Source organism: Thalassococcus sp. BH17M4-6 (assembly GCF_049323015.1).
In the GTDB taxonomy this organism is placed as follows: Bacteria; Pseudomonadota; Alphaproteobacteria; order Rhodobacterales; family Rhodobacteraceae; genus Puniceibacterium.
The window spans coordinates 414996-435429 of the sequence record NZ_JBMPGU010000001.1 but is presented as its reverse complement, the minus strand read 5'-3'; the positions used below and the strand labels follow the sequence as shown (position 1 = coordinate 435429).

Genomic DNA, 20434 nt, shown 5'->3' with positions numbered 1-20434 from the left:
CTGTTGGCAGGAAAACGCCGGAGACTAGGCTTCAAGCACGAACATCTGATTCTGAAACGCCGCTTTCAGCACCGCCTGGGCGGTGGTTTCGACGTTCAGCGCGTCGCGTGCGAGGCGCAGATGTTTTTCGATCGTGGCCTGGGTCAGCCCCATGATCTGCGCGATGTCCTGCATGGTCTTGCCGTCGCCCACCCATTCCAAGGCCTCGCGCTGGCGTTTGGTCAGCGCCTGGTTGGGCGGGGTATAGGGCAGGCTGAGGATCTTCAGGTGCACGATGTTGTTCATCAGCACGATGTCGTCACCGTGCTCGGACCAGACCGCCTCGACCTCGGACTGCGGCGTGCCGCGGCGTGCGGTCAGCGCAATCGCGCCCTTGGCGCGTTTCGACACCGACCGGAAGCTGACCGTGTAACCCGCGGTGACGCCGCTCGCGATGTTGAACTCCACCACCTTCTGCTCGGCCGGGGTGAGCGTGCCCGAGGACATCATGTCCGCAAGGATCGCCCAACTGCAGGCCCCGTCGTTCTCCAGCGCCCATTTGACCAACGGCGCGTGGTGATAATGGCCTTCGCTGATGAAGGCATCCGTATAGGCGGGGTCGTGATTGCTGAGAATGACGAAATCGTTCGGATCGCCCAGCGAACTCGCTGTGCGGAACCGGGTGAAGCCGTAGATCAGCCGATCGAACCCGTAGGTCGCCATGCGTTCACAATGCAGCGCCCAGAGCAGCTCGATGCTCTCCGCCTGCGTCAGCTCGATCAGGTAGCGGCGCAGCACCGGTGTCATTTTGCAGCCTCCAAATGGCTCAGCAGCGCGTCCATCGCCAGCGTATAGCCGCGTGCGCCAAAGCCGCAGATTTGCCCCAGCGCCACGGGGGCCACGAAGGATTTGTGCCGGAATTCTTCGCGCGCGTGGATGTTGGACAGGTGCAACTCCACAACCGGCAGTTCGATCGAATTGATCGCGTCCATGATCGCGATCGAGGTATGGGTGAGCGCGCCTGCGTTCAGGATCACACCATCGTGCTGCCCGCGCGCGGCGTGCAGGGTGTCGACCAGAACGCCCTCGTGATTGCTTTGGCCGAACTCCAGCCCAACGCCCAGCGTCTTGGCGTGGGCGCGGCACATCTCCTCGATATCCGCGAGCGTGGTCCGGCCGTAAACCTCGGGCTGGCGGGTGCCCAGCAGATTGAGGTTGGGACCGTTCAGAACGAGCATAGAATGCATGTCGATTTCCCCCAGTATCCAAGCGTCTTAGCGGGGCGGGTGGGGGCCTGTCCAGATATGCGGTGCGATGGGCGGCGGTGGCGGCCTTCCTGGGGCGCGGAAGGCGCCGAGTCGCGGGGCCGATCAGCGACCGGGCCCCACACTCAGGTCGGGTATTCCCCCATTGTGCGAAGAATCGCCGATCTTAATCGTAAGATGAAGAGATCTGCATAAGGGTCTGAAACGGTTTCATTTATTTGCACTCTTCATGACGCTTCGCGCCGCTTCGGGTTCGCCTCTGGGATGTATGGCGCCGTTGCCGTCCGGACTGAGGGAATTGACAAAAACCAGATTCGGTCTGATCCTTGGGTCAGACGATTTTCGAATTTATTTTGCCCACTCTGTAGAAACAATCGATAGCCTGATGAGCCATTTTTCAATCCTGCGAGAGGCGACTCTCGCACTTAGGAACACTTTGTTCGCCGCTCTTTCGGACACGCAGGACGTGGATTTCACGTTCGACAACATGGCGACCGATATCATCCTGTCTCCTCCCAGGCGGAACATCCCGAATACGGCGCAGCTGTCGATCTACCTCTACCACATCGAAGCCGACCCGCAGATGCGCAACCAGCCAAAGCTGTCGCAGGGCCGCGATGCGCTGCTGCGGGCACCTCAGGCGGTGCGGGCGTTCTACCTGATCACGCCGCTTCTGACCGACGAGGATCAGAACCATCTGATGATGGGGCGGATCCTGCAGACCATGCATGACCGGCCGTTCCTGACCGACACGACCGCCGGGCCGCTGGACGATTCCTTTGGCGGCGGCAGCCCGGCGCTGCGGCTTTCGCTGGAACCGATGCGGCTCGAGGATATCAGCCGGATCTGGTATGCGCTGGGGGCCGATTACCGGCTGTCGGTGGCCTACATGATGCGTTCGGTGATCATCGACAGCGCCACCGCGCCGACCGATCCCAGCCGGGTCGAAACCAGCCATATCGTGCTGCGGCAAGGGGTCGGGGGATGAGCGTCGATATCCTAACCCGGCAGGCGCTGATCACGGGCGTCGTGCGCGACGCGATCAGCGGCGCAAAACCGCGGCGGCTGGTGCAGATGACGGTGCTGCGCCATGCTGACGACCGCCCGCTGGCCCAGATCACCCAGCGAATTGGGGCCGACGGCATGTTTGTCGTGGCCGGCGATCCGGCCATCGTCCTGCCGCCGCAGAACATCACGCTGCGGCTGGAATTCCGCGCCCAGGGCTATCAGCCGCTGGACCGTCAGGTGGTGCTGACCGCCGCCGACCTGGCCCGGGTGGATGACAATTTCGACGACGGCGGCACCGTGCGCACCGCATCGGTGATCGCCGGGCTGCCCCGGGCGCTGGATCTGCAGCTCTTGCCGGAGCCCGTCACGCTCAAGGGCCGTGTGGCGCGTGCCGACAACGCCGCACAACCCATTGAAAACGCGCAGGTGCAGATCACCGCACCTGCCGCTGTCGGCCCCGTGGCCACCAATGCCCAGGGATATTTCACCCTGGGGCCTGCCCCCGTTGCCGACACGGTGACGCTGTCCATTACCGCCGCCGGATTCGATGCGCGTGTCACCGATGTCCGGCTTGATTTTCGCCAACCCGTGAACACGGGGGCCTTCGCCCTCGAACAGAGTTAGGGAGATGATTGATGCCTGAATATTTAGCACCCGGTGTGTTCGTCGAGGAGGTCCCGAGCGGGGCGAAATCCATATCCGGCGTCAGCACCTCGACCATCGGCATGGTCGGCATGACCGAACGCGGTCCGGTCGACACGCCGACACTGGTGACCAATTTCGGCGCCTTCACCCGGACCTTCGGCGGCATGCTGGATCACCGGGTGTTCACCGGCAACCGCAACGCGCTGCCCTATGCGGTGCAGGGCGCCTTCGACAACGGCGCGGGGCGCATCTTCGTCAGCCGTATCGTCGGCGAAAACGCCACCTTCGGCACGGTTGACCTGCTGGGCAACACGGTGGTCGGGGCCGCCGCCACGGCGCTGAGCGCACGGGCCATCGCGGCGGCAACCGAAATTCAGGTCGACGACGGCACCAACCTCGCGCAGGGCGACCAGCTGCTGCTCTCGGATGGGCCGCGGTCGGAATACGTGACAGCCGACAGCGACCCGGTCGAAACCGGCGTGGCGCTGGCCGGACGGCTGCACGCGCCACAGGCCGACGGCGTTGCCGTCGATCAGCAGGACCCGCCCGCCGAGGGCAACAACCTGACGGCCGAGATCACCGGCGACATGGATGCCGGCGCGGGCCTTGCGCTTTCGGCGGCGGGCGTGGCGGGCCTGAACGCCGGGGACATCCTGCGCATCCGGCAGACCGATGACCCGAGTGTGACCGAATTCGTGACCATCACCGCCGCCGGTGCGGCCGATTTCAACGAAGGCACGCTGCTTTTCGATCATCCGCAGGCCACCGCCGAGGTGCATGTTGTCACCTTCGCCAACAGCGGCACGTCGACCACGCTCAACGGTGCTGCGGGCGGGGCGGCGACGATGGTCGCGCTCAATGCCACCGCAGGTCTGGCCGAAGGCGACGTGATCGCCATCGGGGCGGCGGGCACGCGCGAATTCCACGTGGTCCGCGCCATCGTGGCGCAGCTGTCCATCGCCACCACCCCCACAACGGCGATCCATGCCGCCGGGGTGCCGGTGCTGCGCCAGACGCCGCTTTTCCGGGTCCATGCCAAGGACCAGGGCGGCTGGGCCAACCGGGTGCAGGTGCGTATCGGTGCCTCTCCGCTGTGCGAATCCACCGTGGGCGTCGCGGCGGCGCAGAACGACAGCCCCGTCACCCTGACCACCAGCGTCGGCCTGCATCCCGGCAGCGTCGTGTCGATCCTGCGCGACAACGCGGGCACGCTTGAGGAAATCGCCCGACAGCGCGTCAACGCCGTCGATCAGAACCTGAGCGAGGTCGAACTGGAAGGCGGCGCCGCCGTGGCGCTGCAGGCGGGCGACGTGGTCGTGAGCCAGGAATTCACCCTGATCGTCGAGCTTCTGGGCGCCGACGGCAAAGTCGCGCAGGACGAAGCGTTCGCAAGCCTGGCCACCGATCCCGCGCATCCCTCATATGCGCCCAACATCGTCGGGGCGTTCGATCGCGCCGCGGGCGAGGGCGAGCGTGCGGGCCTCAGCGATCTGGTGCGACTGTCCGACCTCACGATGGACGACAACGGCGTCGATCTCGCCGGGGCCGCCGATGCGCGGCTGGCCACGCCCTTCGACCGGGTGACACGCACGCTGACGGGCGGCAACGACGATCTGGCGAGCGTCGATGCGCGCACATACCGCGGTCAGGATGCGGCGGATGCGGCGGATCGCACCGGCCTGCACGCGCTGACCGCCATCGACGACATTTCGATCGTCGCGGTTCCCGGCCAGTCCGACCAGATCGTTCAGAACGCGATGATCACCCATTGCGAAACCATGCGCTACCGCATCGCGGTGCTGGACAGCGCCGTGAACGCAAAGCTGGCGGATATCCAGGCGCAGCGGGCGCTTTATGACAGCACCCGCGCCGCGCTCTACTATCCGTGGTTGCAGATCTCGGACCCGTTCGGGCGCGTGACCGACCGTCTGGTGATCCCGCCGTCGGGCCATGTCTGCGGGGCCTTCGCGCTGACCGACAACACCCGGGGCGTGCACAAGGCACCGGCCAACGTGGTGGTTCGCAATATCCTGGACCTCAACGCGATCATCACGACGCGGGAACAGGAAATCCTGAACCCGCGCGGCATCAACGTGATCCGCGATTTTTCCAGCCTTGGGCGGGCCAAGCGGATCTGGGGGGCGCGTACGATCTCGTCCGACAGCGAATGGCGCTATGTGCCCGTGCGCAGGCTTTTCATCTTTGTCGAAAAGTCCATCGAGAAAGGCATGCAGTTCGCGGTGTTCGAACCCAACGACCAGACGCTTTGGGCGACGATCCAGCGCACGCTGACCAATTTCCTGACATCCGTCTGGAAGGACGGCGCGCTTTTCGGCACCACCCCGGAAGAGGCGTTCTTTGTCGAGGTCGGCCCCAGCACGATGACCCAGCAGGACATCGACGAGGGGCGGTTGATCGTCAAGGTCGGCATCGCACCGGTGAAACCGGCGGAATTCGTCATCTTCCGGATCAGCCAGAAGACCGCCGGCGCGTCCTGATCCCTTTGTTACATCGCCGCCGCGCCCCGGCGCGTCGGCCCCCCCGATTTTGCAAACTTGACTTTACCCAGAAAGAGGAGCCCGAGACATGCCTCCCGGAGATCGCGTAGACCCCTTACTTCAGATCAATTTTCTTTTGGAAATCGACGGTATCACCCGCGGTGCCTTTACCGAGGTCAGCGGCCTGACCGCCGAACAGGAGACCGTGGATTACCGCGAGGGCAGCGAGGACACGGTGGTGCGCAAGCTGCCCGGCCTCAAGACCTTTACCAACATCATGCTCAAACGCGGCTGGACCCAAGACGCCGAGCTTTGGGAATGGCGCAAGACCACCATCGACGGTGTGACCGAGCGCAAGGCGGGCGCCATCATCGTGCTGGACGAGGCGCGCCAAGAGGCGCTGCGCTTTTCCTTCCGCGAGGGCTGGATCTGCAAGTGGGAGGGGCCGCAGCTCAATTCCACCACCAACGAGGTCGCGATCGAAAGCATCGAGATCTGCCACGAAGGGCTCGAGATGGTGACCTGATCCGTCCACCTGCCGCTTGCCTCACCCACCGCCTGAACCCCGAAAGGTCCGCCCATGTCCGCCCCCGGCGTCAAATTCCAGTTCGTCGACCTGAACCGGCCCCCGATTGCCCGGCTCAGGACCGATATCTGCGGTTTTGCGCTTTTCGCGGAACGCGGGCCCATCGACAGGGCGGTCAAGGTGACAAGCTGGCGGCAGTTCCTCGATACCTTCGGCCCGCCGCTGGATTTTGCCCACGGCGGGCAGGCGGTTCGGCTGTTCTTCGAGAATGGCGCGGCGGCGGCGCAGGTCATCCGCGTGACGGATGCGCAGACCGCCGCCGTGGCCAGCGTGGCGCTGGATCCCGACGGCGCACCGGGCAGCGACATCACCCTGCGCGCCGCCTTTTCCGGGATCGACAAGACCGAGGCCCGCGCGCCAGGACCGCTGGCACAGCCCGGCGTCGCGGTGTCCGACAACCCCGGCGCCTGGGGCAACCGGCTGGCGGTCACGGTGCAGCCCGGCGGGCTGGGCGTCACGACCTCGCAGCCCAACCAGCCCGCGGACGGTGCCAGCATCCGGGTCGAGGCGATTGCCGGCTTTCATCCCGGCAGCCACGTCCGGCTGTTGCAGGACGGCCAGCCGCATGACCGGCTGGCACGGGTTGCCGCCATCGACCCGATCCTGCGCGAAATCACATGGGATGCGCCCGTGACCGGCCCCGTGCTCGACTACAGCCAGCCGGTGCGGCTGGAAACGGTGGAATTCACGCTTGTCCTGACGCTCGACGGGGGCGAGATCGGGCGCTACGAAAACCTGTCGCTTGAGCCGGAACACCCCCGCTACATGCCGCGCGCGCTGGAGGCCGAAGCCTATGTGCTGGCCGGAACCGTGACGCTGGGCGCCGCCGACCTGACCGACCCGCAGCGCTGGCCGCAGCCCGGAGCGCCGCGCGCCTTTGCCGGGGGGGCCAACGGGCTGGCCAGCAGCGGCAAGGCGCAGTTTCTGGCCGCGCTCGAGGTGCTGGAGCGGATCGACGAGGTGTCGGTGCTCTGCGCCCCCGATCTGGTGCTTCAGGCCGATGCCGAAGGCGATGCGCCGGAACCGCCGCTTTCGGGCGATCTTTGCCATATCCCGGCAGCGTTGCCGCGTGGGCAGGTGCGCGGGCAGGTCGTTGCGGCCGGATCGGGCCTGCCGGTGGCGGGCGTGCAGATCACCAGCCCCGAGGCCGCCACCCGCAGCGCGGTCAGCCAGGTAGATGGCAGTTTTCTTCTGGACGGTCTGCCGGTCGGGCAGGCGACGCTGAGCTTCGGCAAGACCGGCTTTGTCGCGCGCGAGGTGACGGCGCAGACCTTCGAATTCGCGCCCCCTGAACCGCAGGTGTTCGAGCTTGCCGCGCGTACCCTGCCGGTGCCATTGACCGAGGATGCGATCTTTGAGGTGCAGCAGGCGATGATCCTGCAATGCATGCGCACCCGCGACCGGGTGGCGCTGCTGGATCCACCCGCGAACCGCCTGCGGATCGAGGACATCCAAAGCTGGCGCAACCGTTTCGACAGCAGCTATGCGGCGCTTTACTGGCCCTGGCTGCGCGTGGTGCCGCAGGGCGAAACGCTGGCGCGGGAAATGCCGCCCTCGGGCGCCGTGGCCGGGCTGCTGGCCCGCATGGACCTGGCCGAGGGGCCACAGCGCGCGCCCGCCAACCGCACCCTGCGCGGGGTGCAGGCGCGGACCGATGCGGTGGATGATGCGGTGCACGCGATGCTGAACGAGCAGGGCATCAACGTATTGCGCGCGCGGCCCGGACGCGGCGTCGCGCCGATGGGCGCGCGGACCCTGAGTTCCGAGGCCGAATGGCGCTATCTGGGCGTGCGGCGGCTGATGCTGATGATCGCCGAGGCGATCGAGGAAGGCCACCAATGGGCCGTGTTCGAACCCAACACCCAGATCCTGCGCGACGCCATCCGGCATTCGCTGAGCGCCTTTCTGGGCGGGCTCTGGCGGCGCGGCGCGCTGGCCGGGGCGGGGCCCGAGGCCGCCTTTGCCCTGAAATGCGATGCCGAGAACAACCCCGAACAGGTGGTCAACGAAGGCCAGCTGATCTGCGACATCGCCGTGGCCCCGGTGCGGCCTTACGAATTCATCCGACTGCGGCTGGGCCGGACCGACCGGCTGACCGTTCAGGTGCAGGAATAGGAGCTGTCAGGTGATCGACTTTCCCCGCTTTGACCCGCTGCCCAACTACAACTTCCTGATCACGCTTTTCGACAGCGGCGGGTTGCTGGGCGGGGCCGTCAGCGCCGCCGCCGGGCTGCTGCTGGGCGGCTTTACCGAAGCCAAGGGCCTCGAAATGGGGCTCGAGGTCGAAAGCTACCTCGAAGGCGGGGTGAACGACCGCGTGCACCGCTTTCCGACCCGCATGACCTATCCCAACATCGTGCTGACCCGCGGCGTCGGCCTGAGCGAGAACCTCTGGCTTTGGCACGAGGAGTTCCAAAAGGGCCTGGGCACCCGCCGCGACGGGCTGATCATCCTGCAGGATAATCTCAAGCTGCCGATCAAGACCTGGTCCTTCACCAATGGCCTGCCGGTCAAGTGGTCCGGCCCCGCCTTCAACGCACAGGAAAGTGCGACCGCTATCGAATCCCTTGAAATCGCGCATGAAAAGCTGGAACTCGTGGCCTCGCCCGGGAAGCTTCTTGATGCGGTTTCACCCTTCTGAGGAGCCGCGCGATGCCCGTCACCATCAACGAGATCGAAACCGAGGTGAACGCCTTCGACCCGTCGGCGCTGCTGACCGAAGAGGTGCTGCGCATCATGGCGGCGCGGGTCGCGCAGGAAATCGAGAACACCAAACGCGAGGACCGGCTGCGCGACCGCGACACCGCCATCACCAGCCAGCGCAGGCAGGTGGAATAGACCATGGGCAAGCTCAGTTTCCAGAAGCTGGACCTTGAAAAGAACCCACTGGGCGATCCCATCGAGGTGCAGTTCAACCCGACCGAATACAGCTTTGAAAAGACCGCCAAGCTGGGCGAGGTCAGCCTGCCGGGGCTTGACAGCCCGATCCTGCAGTTCGTGCGCGGCGACAGCGAAAAGCTGTCGCTGGAGCTTTTCTTTGACGGCACCACGCCGGAAACCGGCGGCGGCCTGCTGGGGGCCATCGGTGCAGGTCTGGGGGCAGCGGCCGGAGAACCGCAGACGGTTGTGACCCGCGTCGATGCCTTTTACCGCATGGTCAAGATCAGCGGAGATCTGCATACGCCGCCGCTGGTGCGCGTGACCTGGGGCGATGCGTTCCCGGGCGCCGTGACCTCGGAAAGCGAGGCGCCGACACCCACCTTCGACGCGGTCGTCGAAACCATCAAGCGCCGCTATACGCTCTTCGATCCCGAGGGCAAGCCGCTGCGCTGCATCGTGACGCTGACCTTGCGCGAATACCGCACGCTGCACGAACAGCTGACCGAGCTGAACCTGCAGACATCGGACCACACCCGCAGCCATACCGTGCGCGAGGGCGAAACGCTGCTGCAGATCGCCTATGGTGCCTACAAGGACGCCGCGCGCTGGCGCGTCATCGCCGATGCCAACGACATCGCGGACCCCGCCAACCTGGAACCGGGGCGCGTGCTTGACCTGCCGCCGCTGGTGAAGGCATGAGCCCGGCATCGGCCATATCCGCGGGCCGCAGCTTTTACGCGCCGCGGTTCGAGATCGTCATCGACGGCCAGGCGTTCGAGCCCTACGCCACCCGCGACGTGCTCGAGGTCACCTATGCCGACAGCCTGACCGAGCTGGAGTATTTCGAATTCACGCTCAACGACTGGGATCCGGTGCGCAACGCGCCCAAGTATTCCAGCCCCTATGATGAAACCGGCAGCCCGGTGCAGGACGGGGCAGGGGGCACGATCACCCCGATCGAGCCGGGCATGACGGCGGAATTGTCGCTGGGCTACTACGGGCCCGAGGATATCGTGCCCAAGCTTTCGGGCACCGTGGTGTCGATCACCCCCAGCTTTCCTGATACCGGCATGCCGCAGATGAAGGTCCGCGTGCTGTCCGAGCTTTTCACCCTGCAGAAGGAACAGCTGACGCGCGAATTCATCGACATGACCGACACCGCCATCGCGCAGTCGCTTGCGGGCGATCTGGGCCTTGAGGTGGCCACGACCCCGGGGCAGGAGGCGGGCGAGACGCCGGTCGAATTCCTGCAGATGAACAACGAATACCCGATCAACTTCCTGATGCGGCGGGCGCGGCTGCTGGGCTACGACGTGGCCATCCTGTCCGAGGTCGATCCGAGCCTTGGCCTGACCGTCACCGGCGCGTCGGACGATGGCAAGGTGTTGTTCTTCGGCCCCTCTGACCCAGATCAGCCGGTCTATGACCTCGCATGGGGAAAGACTTTGGCCAGTTTCAACATCGCGGTGCGCGTCAAGGAACAGGTCAGCCGCGTCACGGTGAAATCCACCAACCCCGCGCTGCCCGCGGGCCAGCAGGAAATCGAGGCAGAGGCGACGCTGGATGATCTGGACCTCGATTTCCCAGATCCGCGCCTTCTGGACACCATGACCGAGGCGCTGACCAGCGCCGCCGAGGTGGTCGTGGACGAACCGGTGCAGAACCAGGCCGAGGCGGATGCCAAGGCGCTGGGGATCCTGCGCGAACGGGTCAAGGACATGGTCACGGCCGAGGGCAGCACCGTGGGCTTTCCCGATCTGCGCGCCGGGCGCGTGATCGAGGTTACCGGGGTTGGCGCGCGCTATTCGGGCCGCTGGGTGCTGACCAAGACCACCCACAAACTCGACAGCACCGGCTACACGACCAAGTTCAACTGCCGCCTGGAAGGGAGCCTGCCATGACAGACTGGAACAGGAGGCAGCTCACATGACCAGTCGGGTGCAGGGTTTCGTGCTGGGCACGGTCAAGGATCTGGAGGATCCCGAGGCCATCGGCCGGATCAAGGTCGCCTACCAGGGCCGCCCCGGAGAGCCGCTGTCGAACTGGGCCTTCATGGTGCGACCCATGGCCAGCACCGAGGTCGGCATGTGGTTCATGCCCGAGCTTGAGGATCAGGTCGTCGTCGGCTTTCTCAACGGCAATATCGAACAGCCTTACGTGATGGGCAGCATCTTCACCAAGGAAAAGGCCCCGCCGGTCACGGAGCCGGGCCAGAGGGTCATCCGGTCGGTGCAGGGGCACGAGATCATCCTCGACGACACCGACGCCGCCGAAAACGTCATCATCCGCGATGCCTCGGACAACGAGATCAAGATGACCCAGGACGGGATCGAGATCACCAGCGCGGGCAAGATCACCATCCAGGGCACCGAAATCGCCATCAACGGCGACAGCTCCGTCGACATCGAAACATCGGGCCAGTTGACCGGCAAAGGCTCGCCCATCCACCTCAACCCGTAAAAGGACCGCCCCCCGTGAACAGCGTCTTTCCCGAAACTCCCGGCTTCAGCGGCGCCTTCCTGCAGGGATGGCGGCGGCGGCCCGGGTCGGGCGTGGCGCCGGACAACGCCGAAGAGGTCTATGCCGTGATCGTCAAGCAGGCCTGGATAGTCAGCCCGGATGCGGACCCGGCCGTCGGCACGGTCGCGCCCGATCCAGACGGGCCCGAGGTCTTTGAAGAGGACCAGATGACCAACCTGCTGCGCAACGCCGATTTCGCCGATGCCGGTCTGCACTGGTCCGAGCCCGCGAACGCGGACGTGGCCTTTGGCGAGGGCGAGGTGACGCTGACCTCGACCGCCGGGGCCGAGGACCTTTCACAGGTCATTTCCTTCGGTACAGAGCTGCGTGACCGGCGCCTCGGGGCCAGCGCCAAGGCCGCCGCCGCCAACACCCCCGCCGCCCCGGTCCTGCGGCTTGAGCTCGGGGCCGACACGCTGGAAAGCGAGGCGGGGCTGACGATCGACCCCGACATCGTGCTGGGCACCTCGGCGCTGATCGCGGCGAATTCGAACGAGGTGCAGATGACCGCCGCTTTCCCGTCGCTGGCGGTCGATGGCGAGGCGCTGACCTATTCCGAACTCGTGGTGCAGCATCTGCAGTACGAATCCGACCTGGTGCCCTACAAACCCGAGGCCGACATCATCGTCGCCGCGCGATCCGGTCCCGTCCCGCTTGAGGTCAGGGTCAACGGCGCCACGCGCTTTGAACAGCCTGCTGCCGGCGCGGTCCTCAGCGGGCTGGGATGGGAGCACAAGGTGGACAGCCCGCGCGAGGCCGAGGCGGGGGATATGGGCGGCCTGGGCGTGCCGCCGCCGCATCTGCCGCAGGATTTCGAAAACAGCTATTTCAACGGCTATCGGCGCGGCGCGGCGCTGCCTGTGGCGCAGGCCTATCTGCAGCCCGGCGACCGTATCGTAGTGACCCGCGACGGGGTGGACGACTACGGCTTTGCCCTGCCGGATGCCTTCCCTGAACTCACGCACAAATGGTTCACCGGCACCGGCAAGGACGATCCGTGCCTCTGGCGCAGCCGCGCGGTGGCGCTGAACCTCGATACGCTGGTGATCGAACCCGACCGCGACCGCGCCTACGCGGTCTGGCGCGCCTGCTGGGCGATTGACGATCCGCTGGGCGGATTCGGCCCGATCCCCGCCGACCAGAACCGCGAAGCGCTTGTGACACTGGAAGGAGCCGCCTGATGGGACAGCCCATTTGCCCGACCCAAGGCATTGCCTTTGCCTTTCCCGACGTCTGCCTGACGCCCGCGCCGCCCTCGGCGCCGATCCCGATCCCGTATCCCAACATCGCCCAGCTGGCGGATGCGCAGGACGTGGCGGACGATCTGTTGCTGGGGTCAAGCAGCCTCAACGCCGTGCTGGCGGACAGCACCGTCGCGACCTCTTCGGGGGACGAGGCCGGATCGAATGGCGGCGTCAACAACGGCAACAAGATCAAGGGCGAATGCAAGGTCACGAGCGCCTCGACCACCGTGCTTTACGGCGGCAAGGGCATCGCGCGCTTCGGCGATCCGACCAGCCAGAACGACGGCAACGCCGTCGGCAGCCTGCTGGGGGCCTTTCCGACCGTGCTGGTGGGGGGCTGATCCGATGACCGCATTCCTGGGCACAGGCTGGAAATTTCCGATCCGTGTGAACGGGCGCGGATCGCTGGACTACGTCACCGGCGACGCGCTGATCGAACAGGCGATCCTGCTGATTCTCAGCACTCCGCCCGGCAGCCGTGTCATGCAGGCGGAATTCGGCTGCGGCATCCACGACTACGTCTTTGCCTCCAACACCGCGAACATGCGCGCGCTGGTGGCATCAGCCGTGGAACGCAGCCTCACCCGGTGGGAGCCGCGCATCGACGTGTTGCGCGTCGATGCCCGCACCTCGGCCGATGCCGAACATGTGCTGCTGATCCACGTCGATTACCGCATCCGCGCCAACAACGCCTTTCACAACCTCGTCTATCCGTTCTTCATCAACGAAGGAGAGGGCTAAGCCATGACCCTTCCGGTTCCCAACCTAGACGCCCGCCGCTTTCAGGACCTGATGGACGAGGCGCGCGCGCGCATCCCGACCTACACGCCCGAATGGACCGACTTCAATCCGTCCGACCCCGGCACCACGCTGGTCGAACTGCATGCCTGGCTGACGGAAACGCTGCTGTATCAGGTCAACCGGCTGCCGGATAAGGCCTATATCAACTTTCTCAACCTGCTGGGAACCAAGCCGAAACCGGCCCGCGCGGCGCATGCGGAACTGACGTTCAAATTCGCCAAGCTCGACAAACCCGGCGATCCGCTGACCCTGCTGGTGCCGCGCCGCGCGCAAGTGGGGGTGGATGATCCGAACCTCGCCGAACCGCTGACGTTCGAGACGGATGAGACGCTGCGCGGGATCAACGCGGCGGTTGCGTCGATCTTTCTGAAATCCGCCGCCGGAACGCAATTGGTGGGCACCTACAACAGTGACGAGGCGGCGCTGGAACTGCCCGGCGCCTTCCGCCCCTTCGGTGATGCCGATGCCGCGGCAGGCTATGAGATGCGGATCGGCCTGCTGTTGCGCCCGCACCGGGACGACAAGCAGAACTACATGCTCGACCGGTTTCCCGAGGGCGAGCTGAATCTCATGGCGCTGACCCCGCAGGTGTTCGAGCGCGCCGCCAGCGGCGAGGTCATCGAAGGCCCGTTCGGGACCGCCTGTCCCTTCCCGTGGGAGGTCGAAGACGGCGGAGAGACGCTGGTGTGGGAGGCCTATGTCGGCACCGATCCCGGCAGCGATTTCGACACGCCCGCGCAATGGGTGCGCGTCAACCTGCGCGGCGACCAGACGGGCGGTCTGGCGCGGTCGGGGCATGTCTACCTCGACATTCCGCCGGGCCTGCCGGCAGTGGACTTCAACAGCCTGTCGCGCACCGTCTGGGACGAGATGGGCCTGGTCAAACCGCCCCAGGACAAGGCCGAGCTGATCGACGATCTGGAAAACGGTCAGCTGATCGCCGCGGATCTGGACGTCGACATCTGGAAAGACACGATGGGGGTCGTCGATCCGCCCCTGCAGGACCCCGAGGATCTGATCGACGCGATCAACGCCACTCCGGCGCTGAACCTGGCCGGTGTGCCCGCCGATGTCTGGACCGAACTGGGCTATTCCGAAGCGCCGGTGCGCTACGGCGTGGTCTGGCTGCGCGCGCGGCTGGTGCAGGCGCTGGACGTGCCGCCCGAGGTGTCGGGGCTTTACCTCAACACCGTGGCGGCGACCGCCGCGCAGACCCGCAGCACCGAGGTGCTGGGCACCAGCGCCGGGCGGCCCAACCAGACCTTCAAGCTCAAGCGCGCGCCGGTGCTGATCAACGCCGCAACCGGCGCGCCAGATGTGACGATCGAGCTTGAGGATACCGCGCGCCAGCGCACCGTCTGGGAACGTGGCGAGGATTTCATCGGCGCCACGCGCGACACCAAGCGGTACCTGTTCGATCCGATCACCGGGACGGTGACCTTTGGCGACGGGGTCAATGGCATGATTCCGGTGGCGGGCACGCGCATCATCGCCACCGGCTACCGCGTCGGCGGCGGGCGCATCGGCAACGTGGCTGCAGGCACCATCACCAAGCTCAAGACTGCGCTGCCCAAAGTGGACTCCGTGCGCAACCTGCGCGCCGCGTCGGGCGGGTCCGACGCCGAAACTCTGGACGAGGCGCGGTTGCGCGCGCCCAAGACGCTGCGCACCCGCGACCGCGCCGTCGCCGCCGAGGATTTTGCCGATCTGGCCCGGGAAACCCCCGGCGTCGATCTGAAATCCGCCTTCGCGCTGCCGCTCACGCGGCTGGAGTCCGGCGACGATCCCGCCGTGCCGCCCACGCAGGTGCCCGACAGCCCCGGCGCGGTGACGGTCGTGGTGCTGCCCGTGAACCCCGGGCCGACACCGCAACCGACCGAAGCGCAGCTGCGCACCATCTGCGCCTGGCTCAACGCGCGGCGGCTGATCACCACCGAGCTTTACGTGACCGGGCCGAACTATGTGCGGATCGACCAACTGAGCGCGCAGATCACCGCCCGCGCCGATGCCGACCTCAAGGCCGTGCAGGATGCCGCGAATGCGGCGCTACAACGGTTCTTTCACCCGCTTATCGGCGGCCGCATCACCGACCCCGTGCAGACCGAAGGGCCGGGATGGCCGATCGGCGGCGATGTCTACCTTGGCGATGTGTTCGACCTGCTTCTGGGCCTCGACGGGGTGGACCGGGTGCCGGACCTCAAGATCGCGCTGGAAACCGCGCCCAACGACAATTGCGCCGATGTGCTCGAAGTGCAGCCCGGCACGCTGGTGCATCTGCCGCCCGAGGTCATTGCGCTGGATGTGAGGTATGGCCGTGCAACCTGAGATCCGCCTCCCGGCCTTTCTGCGCCTCGATCCGGCCATCGGCTGGCGCCGCTCCGACATCTCGGCGGGGGTCGAGGTCGATCCGGTCACGCAAAGCCTGTCGCTGGGGTACCTCGGCACGCGGCTGTCGCCACTGACCGACGGCAGCGGCGCGTTCGGCGGCAAGACCCTGCCCACCGGCGTGGCCGTTGGGCCGGATGGCGTAATCGTGGTGGCCGATCCCGCGAGTGGCGCACTGCTGGCGAGCCCGCATCAGGGCCTGTTCGGACCCGAAGGCGACACTGCCCCGACCTTCGTGCCGCTTTGGCCGACGCCCGAGGACCGGCAGGCGGGGGACTGCGATCTGCCCGACGGCCCGCGCCGCCGGGGGCCCTACGATTTGGCGCAACCGCGCGGCGTGGCGTTTTCGCGTGACGGCGACCTCTTGGTCACGGATGCGGGCGACGAGGGGCAGCCGGGGCGGCTTTTGGTCTATACTTGGCCGGGTCTGCGGGTCCGGGCGGAAATTCGGCTGGGCGGTCAGCCCTGGGACATCGCGGTGGATGCCGACGGCGCCATCTGGATCGCCGATGCCGCCCGCCACGCTGTGCGCAAGCTGGACCGGGCCTGGCGCGTCACCGGCTTTGTCACGCGGCCCGGCGCGCTCAACCGCCCCCGGCACCTGACGATCGCCGAGGATGGCACGCTCTACATCGTCGATACCGATCCCGACACCGGCATCGGACGGCTGAGCTGGACCGACAGGCACGGGCGCGTCACGCATCTGGATCAGGCAGGCCAGACCGCGTTCTGGCCCATTCCGCTGCCGCCGCCGGTGCAGATGCGCGACGGGGAGTATTTCGTCCCCGGCGCGCAGTGCCTCGATCACGGGCCGCGGCTGCGCAACCTGACGCTGGACCGGCGGGGCCGCCTGCCGCAAGGGCCGGTGCTGCGCTACACGCTGCCGCCCGGGCGGCGCGAACGCAAGGGCACCTACGTGAGCGAGGCGCTGGACAGCGAAACGTTTGCCTTTGCCTGGCACCGCATGATCTTTGACATGACGCTGGGCGACAGCGGCGCGGTGCAGGTGCTGACCTACACCTCGGCCAGCGACCTCGAACCCAGCCGCATCGACCGACTGCCCGACACCAGCTGGTCGCGGCCCATCACCATCGTGCCCGGCATGCCGTTCGAGGCGCTGGTCCAGTCGCCGCCGGGCCGCTACCTGTGGCTGCGCATCGTGCTGATCGGCGATGGCGTCACCTCGCCCGAGATCCGCGCCATCGAACTCAGCCGTCCGCGCAATTCGTCGCTGCGCTTCCTGCCCGCGCCGTTCCACGAAGACCCGGAGTCGCGCGATTTCCTCGACCGGTTCCTGAGCTATTTCGACACGATCTTTGCCGAGGTCGGCCAGGAGGTGAAGGCGTTCTCGGACCGCATCGCCCCGCATGCCGCCCCCGAAGGCGCGTTCCTGGCCTGGGTCGGCAGCTGGTTCGATATCCGGTTCCTCGCGCAATGGGACGACGCCACGCGCCGCGCCTTCGTCGCCAACGCGATGGACCTGCACCGCAGCCGCGGCACCATCGCCGGGCTCACGCTGCTGCTGCGGCTGCATCTGGGGGTCAGCGACCCGATGCCGGTGCTGATCGAGGGGTTCCGCCTGCGCCACTTTGCCGAACGCCGCAAGACCGCCACGCCGGACTTGCCCGACGGCAGCCTGCGCATCGGCGGGCGGGCACTGACCCAGCCGCTGGTCGCGGGGGACGAGGCGCACCGCTTCTATGTCGTCGCTCCCGCGGCCGTCATCGGCGACGACACCGCGCGGCAGACCCTGGTCGAGCTGGTCGACGCCTTCAAGCCCGCCCACACCGCCTGGGCGCTGATCGCGGTTGAGGCGGCGCTGCGCGTCGGCTGCCAGTCCACCGTTGGGGTGGACACGATCCTGGGCGGCTATGACCGCGAACCACTGGGCGAAATGACGCTGGCGCAAAGCGCAGGCCTGACCGGCCCGCCCAACCGGCTGCCACAACTGGGGCGCGACACGATTATTGCAAGACACTGATTATTATAGAAAAGGTGAGACCAATGTCAGACTTTGAAAGCAGTTGCATTCCCTGCGGTCTTCATACATTTCGCAGAAATACCTACTTCAACGGCAAGCTTCTGACCGAACGCGATTTCGGGGATGAACAGGCCTATCTCGTCGGCAAGGACCGTTTGCACAACGCGCTTCTGCACGGGGTGGGCACGGTCTGCGGGCTTAAAGTCATTGCCCATCCCAACCCCGAATGCCGCCACCGCTACGTGGTGCTGGAACCGGGCCTGGCGCTGGACTGCTGCGGGCGCGAGATCGTGGTGCCTGAGCGCACCGTGATCGACATCGGCACGATGATCACCGAGCAGGCGCTGGAATTCGACGGCGAAACCGCGCAGGACCTGATGATCTCGATCTGCTACGCGGAAACTGGCGACGAAAAGGTGCCGATGATCCTGCCGGATTGCGATTGCGCAGATGGCAAAGACGCCTGGAACCGCATCCGCGAAGGGTTTTCCATCAGCCTGTCCGCGCCGCGCAGCGGCACCCGTCCGCCGGTCATGCAGCCGTCGGTTGCGCGGATGGAATGGCTTCAGACGCTGGTGCTGCAGGAACAGCGCATCACCGCCGTCGCCATCGACGAAGAGCGCGGCCAGGCCTATGTCGCCACCACCAACGGAGAGGACGGCGCGCGGGTCATGGTCTACGACACCGTGACCCACGACCTGATCAGCGCCTTCGAGGCGGGCCGCCTCGTGCGTGATCTGGCGGTGTCGCCGCGCGGCGATCTGATCTATCTGGCGGGCAGCTTTGGCGACGAGGCTGAGGGCATTTCGGTCTACCGCGAATCCGAGATCCGCAGCGACGACCCGCAGGGCCGGATCATCGATACCGGCGATGCCATGCGCCTGCATGTGGGCCGCGAGGGCGTGGTCTTCGCCCTGGGTCTGCGCGCCGGGCTGCTGCACGCCTGGCAGGAATCGCGGGTGCTGGAATGGCTGGACGCGGCGGGCGGGCCAGACGGGCCGGTCAATCGCCGCGGCTTCGAGCTCGGGCATGAGCTGCCGCTCGACGGTCCGGCGGGGCGCGGCGCGAATGTCATGACCCACAGCGAGGACGGCCGCCTGCTGTTCCTGCTCGACCCCGAAAACGATCCCTCGCGGCAGGTGCGCATCATCGACATTGCCGAGCTGTTTTCCGGCGCGCCCGATGGCGAGGCGACCGACGAGGTCGAGGTCGATATCGACCTCGCGGGCAGTGCGGTGGCGCTGTCGGTGTCTTTCGATGGCGAATACCTTTTCGTGCTCTCGCAGGACGGGGACGAGGCGCATCTGGCCAAGCTGCGGCTGACCGATGCGGGTGGTCTGCTGACGGTGACAGAGGACGGGCGCGGCGGAAGGTGGGCCGCGACGGTCCGCGATCTGCTGCTGGCACCGGGGGAAAAGTGGGGCTATGCGCTCGAGATCGGCGAGGACGGCCAAAGCTCGGTCGTGAGCCTGTCGATCGACGCGATCAGCGAAGAGGGCGCGGAAGAGCCCGCCAATCCCACCGGTACGCGCGAACTGGTGTCAGGCGACGCCCGGTTTCAGCGGCTGGCGGCGGCAGGCGGGCGGATCTACGTCGCCTCGAACGACAGCTCCGAAACCCAGCCCGACCGGGGCCTTGTGGCGATCATCGACGTGACCGAAGGCGACTGCGGCGCGCTTTTCGATCAGGTGACCGACCCGTGCCCGGGCTGCACCGGCGACTGGCCGCATTGCGTGACGCTGGCGCATGTGGCGGGCTACCAGCCCGGCCAGCACATCGAAAACGCGGGCGAGGGCGACGAGGACGACGCCGAGATCGACAACCTGACCTTCCGGCCCATCGTGCCCTCGACCAACAAAATCGTCGAGGTGGTGCGCTGCATGCTCGAGGAAGGATTTGGCGAAGGCCGGCCGGGCCCGCGCGGCCCGGCCGGGCTGCAAGGTGCCGACGGTGTCGACGGCGCGGATGGGGCCGATGGGGCCGACGGTGCGGATGGTGCAGATGGCGCAGATGGTCAGCCGGGCCTCCCGGGTCCTCCGGGGCCGGAAGGGCCCCAAGGGCCGCCGGGACCCGGCTTGAACGAAAATCTGGTTCACATTACCAACCTCAGCTGGACCCATGACGAGGTGTCCTTCGGCGGCTTCGATGCCTTCGACGGACAGCTTCGCGAGGTCGGCATCGTCATCATGTTCGATGCGGAGGTGCGTTTTGAAACGGTGACCACACGGATGCCTTTCAGCCTCGGGTCTGAGGTTTTCTGCCTGTACGCGCGGGTTCCGCAGTTCGGGGGCATCGCCGAAATCCTGGTGCCGCAGCTGCGCGTCGAACCGGTCGAGGTGACGTCGATCGACGGCGCGGGACGGATAGATGGGGTCAACCCGCTGCCGCTGGACACCGAACTGACGAGCGCCATCCGGCTGACCGTCGCCGATAGAGTGCCCGACATCATTGGTGAGATGACCCCGACCAGCTACCGCGTGCTCTTGCGGGCGGACATGATCGCCGATGCCGAAGGGCGGCTGGCGATCGACGGCAATCACCTGCTGGGGGCGGTCCCGAACCAGCGCAGCGGCAATGGCGTTCAGGGCGGCAGCTTTGAAAGCTGGTTCGCCATCGGACAGTAATCCGCCCCCGGGGCGCCA

At 66.5% G+C, this 20434-nt stretch carries 18 protein-coding genes; 16 read left to right on the top strand and 2 right to left on the bottom strand.

All coding sequences use genetic code 11. From position 1 onward, the window contains the following. Window positions 1-24: 24 nt before the first annotated feature. Complete coding sequence (locus ACOXXX_RS01905; RefSeq protein WP_422824842.1) at window positions 25-786, bottom strand: helix-turn-helix transcriptional regulator; 762 nt, start codon at window positions 784-786, stop codon at window positions 25-27. After that, on the bottom strand, window positions 783-1226 hold the full coding sequence (gene aroQ / locus ACOXXX_RS01900) for a type II 3-dehydroquinate dehydratase (protein WP_422824841.1): 444 nt from the start codon (window positions 1224-1226) through the stop codon (window positions 783-785). Before aroQ ends, ACOXXX_RS01905 begins: the two co-directional genes overlap by 4 nt. Window positions 1227-1629: 403 nt before the next feature. Between aroQ and ACOXXX_RS01895 the strand changes: the two genes are divergently transcribed. From ACOXXX_RS01895 to ACOXXX_RS01820, 16 genes are all read left to right on the top strand, one after another. After that, on the top strand, window positions 1630-2232 hold the full coding sequence (locus ACOXXX_RS01895; protein WP_422824840.1) for a DUF4255 domain-containing protein: 603 nt from the start codon (window positions 1630-1632) through the stop codon (window positions 2230-2232). Next, complete coding sequence (locus ACOXXX_RS01890) at window positions 2229-2876, top strand: carboxypeptidase-like regulatory domain-containing protein (protein WP_422824839.1); 648 nt, start codon at window positions 2229-2231, stop codon at window positions 2874-2876. Before ACOXXX_RS01895 ends, ACOXXX_RS01890 begins: the two co-directional genes overlap by 4 nt. Window positions 2877-2887: 11 nt before the next feature. Then, on the top strand, window positions 2888-5395 hold the full coding sequence (locus ACOXXX_RS01885) for a phage tail sheath family protein (RefSeq protein WP_422824838.1): 2508 nt from the start codon (window positions 2888-2890) through the stop codon (window positions 5393-5395). Window positions 5396-5483: 88 nt separating this feature from the next. After that, complete coding sequence (locus ACOXXX_RS01880; protein WP_422824837.1) at window positions 5484-5921, top strand: phage tail protein; 438 nt, start codon at window positions 5484-5486, stop codon at window positions 5919-5921. 54 nt (window positions 5922-5975) lie between these two features. Then, window positions 5976-8096 carry a phage tail sheath C-terminal domain-containing protein gene (locus ACOXXX_RS01875; RefSeq protein ID WP_422824836.1) on the top strand — a complete coding sequence of 707 codons (2121 nt, stop codon included), beginning with the start codon at window positions 5976-5978 and terminating at the stop codon, window positions 8094-8096. A gap of 10 nt (window positions 8097-8106) precedes the next feature. Further along, complete coding sequence (locus ACOXXX_RS01870; RefSeq protein ID WP_422824835.1) at window positions 8107-8622, top strand: phage tail protein; 516 nt, start codon at window positions 8107-8109, stop codon at window positions 8620-8622. 11 nt (window positions 8623-8633) lie between these two features. Next, window positions 8634-8819 (top strand): hypothetical protein, encoded by a 186-nt coding sequence (locus ACOXXX_RS01865; RefSeq protein WP_422824834.1) that lies wholly within the window; start codon window positions 8634-8636, stop codon window positions 8817-8819. A 3-nt stretch (window positions 8820-8822) separates the two neighbouring features. Further along, entirely contained in the window at window positions 8823-9560 is a 738-nt protein-coding gene (locus ACOXXX_RS01860; protein WP_422824833.1) for a CIS tube protein, read from the top strand. After that, window positions 9557-10762, top strand: a complete 1206-nt coding sequence (locus ACOXXX_RS01855) for a phage late control D family protein (RefSeq protein WP_422824832.1) — start codon at window positions 9557-9559, stop codon at window positions 10760-10762. The genes ACOXXX_RS01860 and ACOXXX_RS01855 overlap by 4 nt, the downstream gene beginning before the upstream one ends. Window positions 10763-10787: 25 nt before the next feature. Further along, window positions 10788-11321: a phage baseplate assembly protein V gene (locus ACOXXX_RS01850; protein WP_422824831.1), complete on the top strand. Its 534-nt coding sequence runs from the start codon at window positions 10788-10790 to the stop codon at window positions 11319-11321. Window positions 11322-11335: 14 nt separating this feature from the next. Further along, window positions 11336-12562, top strand: a complete 1227-nt coding sequence (locus ACOXXX_RS01845; protein ID WP_422824830.1) for a DUF2169 domain-containing protein — start codon at window positions 11336-11338, stop codon at window positions 12560-12562. Continuing rightward, window positions 12562-12966 (top strand): PAAR-like domain-containing protein, encoded by a 405-nt coding sequence (locus ACOXXX_RS01840; RefSeq protein WP_422824829.1) that lies wholly within the window; start codon window positions 12562-12564, stop codon window positions 12964-12966. The genes ACOXXX_RS01845 and ACOXXX_RS01840 overlap by 1 nt, the downstream gene beginning before the upstream one ends. 4 nt (window positions 12967-12970) lie before the next feature. Then, a complete protein-coding gene (locus ACOXXX_RS01835; protein ID WP_422824828.1) occupies window positions 12971-13366 on the top strand; it encodes a GPW/gp25 family protein in 396 nt (131 codons plus the stop codon). A gap of 3 nt (window positions 13367-13369) precedes the next feature. After that, on the top strand, window positions 13370-15751 hold the full coding sequence (locus tag ACOXXX_RS01830; protein WP_422824827.1) for a putative baseplate assembly protein: 2382 nt from the start codon (window positions 13370-13372) through the stop codon (window positions 15749-15751). Then, entirely contained in the window at window positions 15735-17792 is a 2058-nt protein-coding gene (locus ACOXXX_RS01825) for a phage tail protein (protein WP_422824826.1), read from the top strand. The genes ACOXXX_RS01830 and ACOXXX_RS01825 overlap by 17 nt, the downstream gene beginning before the upstream one ends. Before the next feature lie 23 nt (window positions 17793-17815). Next, window positions 17816-20416 carry a YncE family protein gene (locus ACOXXX_RS01820; RefSeq protein WP_422824825.1) on the top strand — a complete coding sequence of 867 codons (2601 nt, stop codon included), beginning with the start codon at window positions 17816-17818 and terminating at the stop codon, window positions 20414-20416. Window positions 20417-20434: the final 18 nt, after the last annotated feature.

Bases quoted from the DNA above. Each gene is read 5' to 3' on its own strand.
- ACOXXX_RS01875 (WP_422824836.1), top strand. From the start codon at position 5,976: ATGTCCGCCCCCGGCGTCAAATTCCAGTTCGTCGACCTGAACCGGCCC.
- ACOXXX_RS01860 (WP_422824833.1), top strand. From the start codon at position 8,823: ATGGGCAAGCTCAGTTTCCAGAAGCTGGACCTTGAAAAGAACCCACTG.
- ACOXXX_RS01880 (WP_422824837.1), top strand. From the start codon at position 5,484: ATGCCTCCCGGAGATCGCGTAGACCCCTTACTTCAGATCAATTTTCTT.
- ACOXXX_RS01865 (WP_422824834.1), top strand. From the start codon at position 8,634: ATGCCCGTCACCATCAACGAGATCGAAACCGAGGTGAACGCCTTCGAC.
- ACOXXX_RS01855 (WP_422824832.1), top strand. From the start codon at position 9,557: ATGAGCCCGGCATCGGCCATATCCGCGGGCCGCAGCTTTTACGCGCCG.
- ACOXXX_RS01850 (WP_422824831.1), top strand. From the start codon at position 10,788: ATGACCAGTCGGGTGCAGGGTTTCGTGCTGGGCACGGTCAAGGATCTG.
- ACOXXX_RS01825 (WP_422824826.1), top strand. From the start codon at position 15,735: ATGGCCGTGCAACCTGAGATCCGCCTCCCGGCCTTTCTGCGCCTCGAT.
- ACOXXX_RS01830 (WP_422824827.1), top strand. From the start codon at position 13,370: ATGACCCTTCCGGTTCCCAACCTAGACGCCCGCCGCTTTCAGGACCTG.
- ACOXXX_RS01890 (WP_422824839.1), top strand. From the start codon at position 2,229: ATGAGCGTCGATATCCTAACCCGGCAGGCGCTGATCACGGGCGTCGTG.
- ACOXXX_RS01840 (WP_422824829.1), top strand. From the start codon at position 12,562: ATGGGACAGCCCATTTGCCCGACCCAAGGCATTGCCTTTGCCTTTCCC.
- ACOXXX_RS01895 (WP_422824840.1), top strand. From the start codon at position 1,630: ATGAGCCATTTTTCAATCCTGCGAGAGGCGACTCTCGCACTTAGGAAC.
- ACOXXX_RS01835 (WP_422824828.1), top strand. From the start codon at position 12,971: ATGACCGCATTCCTGGGCACAGGCTGGAAATTTCCGATCCGTGTGAAC.
- ACOXXX_RS01885 (WP_422824838.1), top strand. From the start codon at position 2,888: ATGCCTGAATATTTAGCACCCGGTGTGTTCGTCGAGGAGGTCCCGAGC.
- ACOXXX_RS01820 (WP_422824825.1), top strand. From the start codon at position 17,816: ATGTCAGACTTTGAAAGCAGTTGCATTCCCTGCGGTCTTCATACATTT.
- aroQ (WP_422824841.1), bottom strand. From the start codon at position 1,226: ATGCATTCTATGCTCGTTCTGAACGGTCCCAACCTCAATCTGCTGGGC.
- ACOXXX_RS01905 (WP_422824842.1), bottom strand. From the start codon at position 786: ATGACACCGGTGCTGCGCCGCTACCTGATCGAGCTGACGCAGGCGGAG.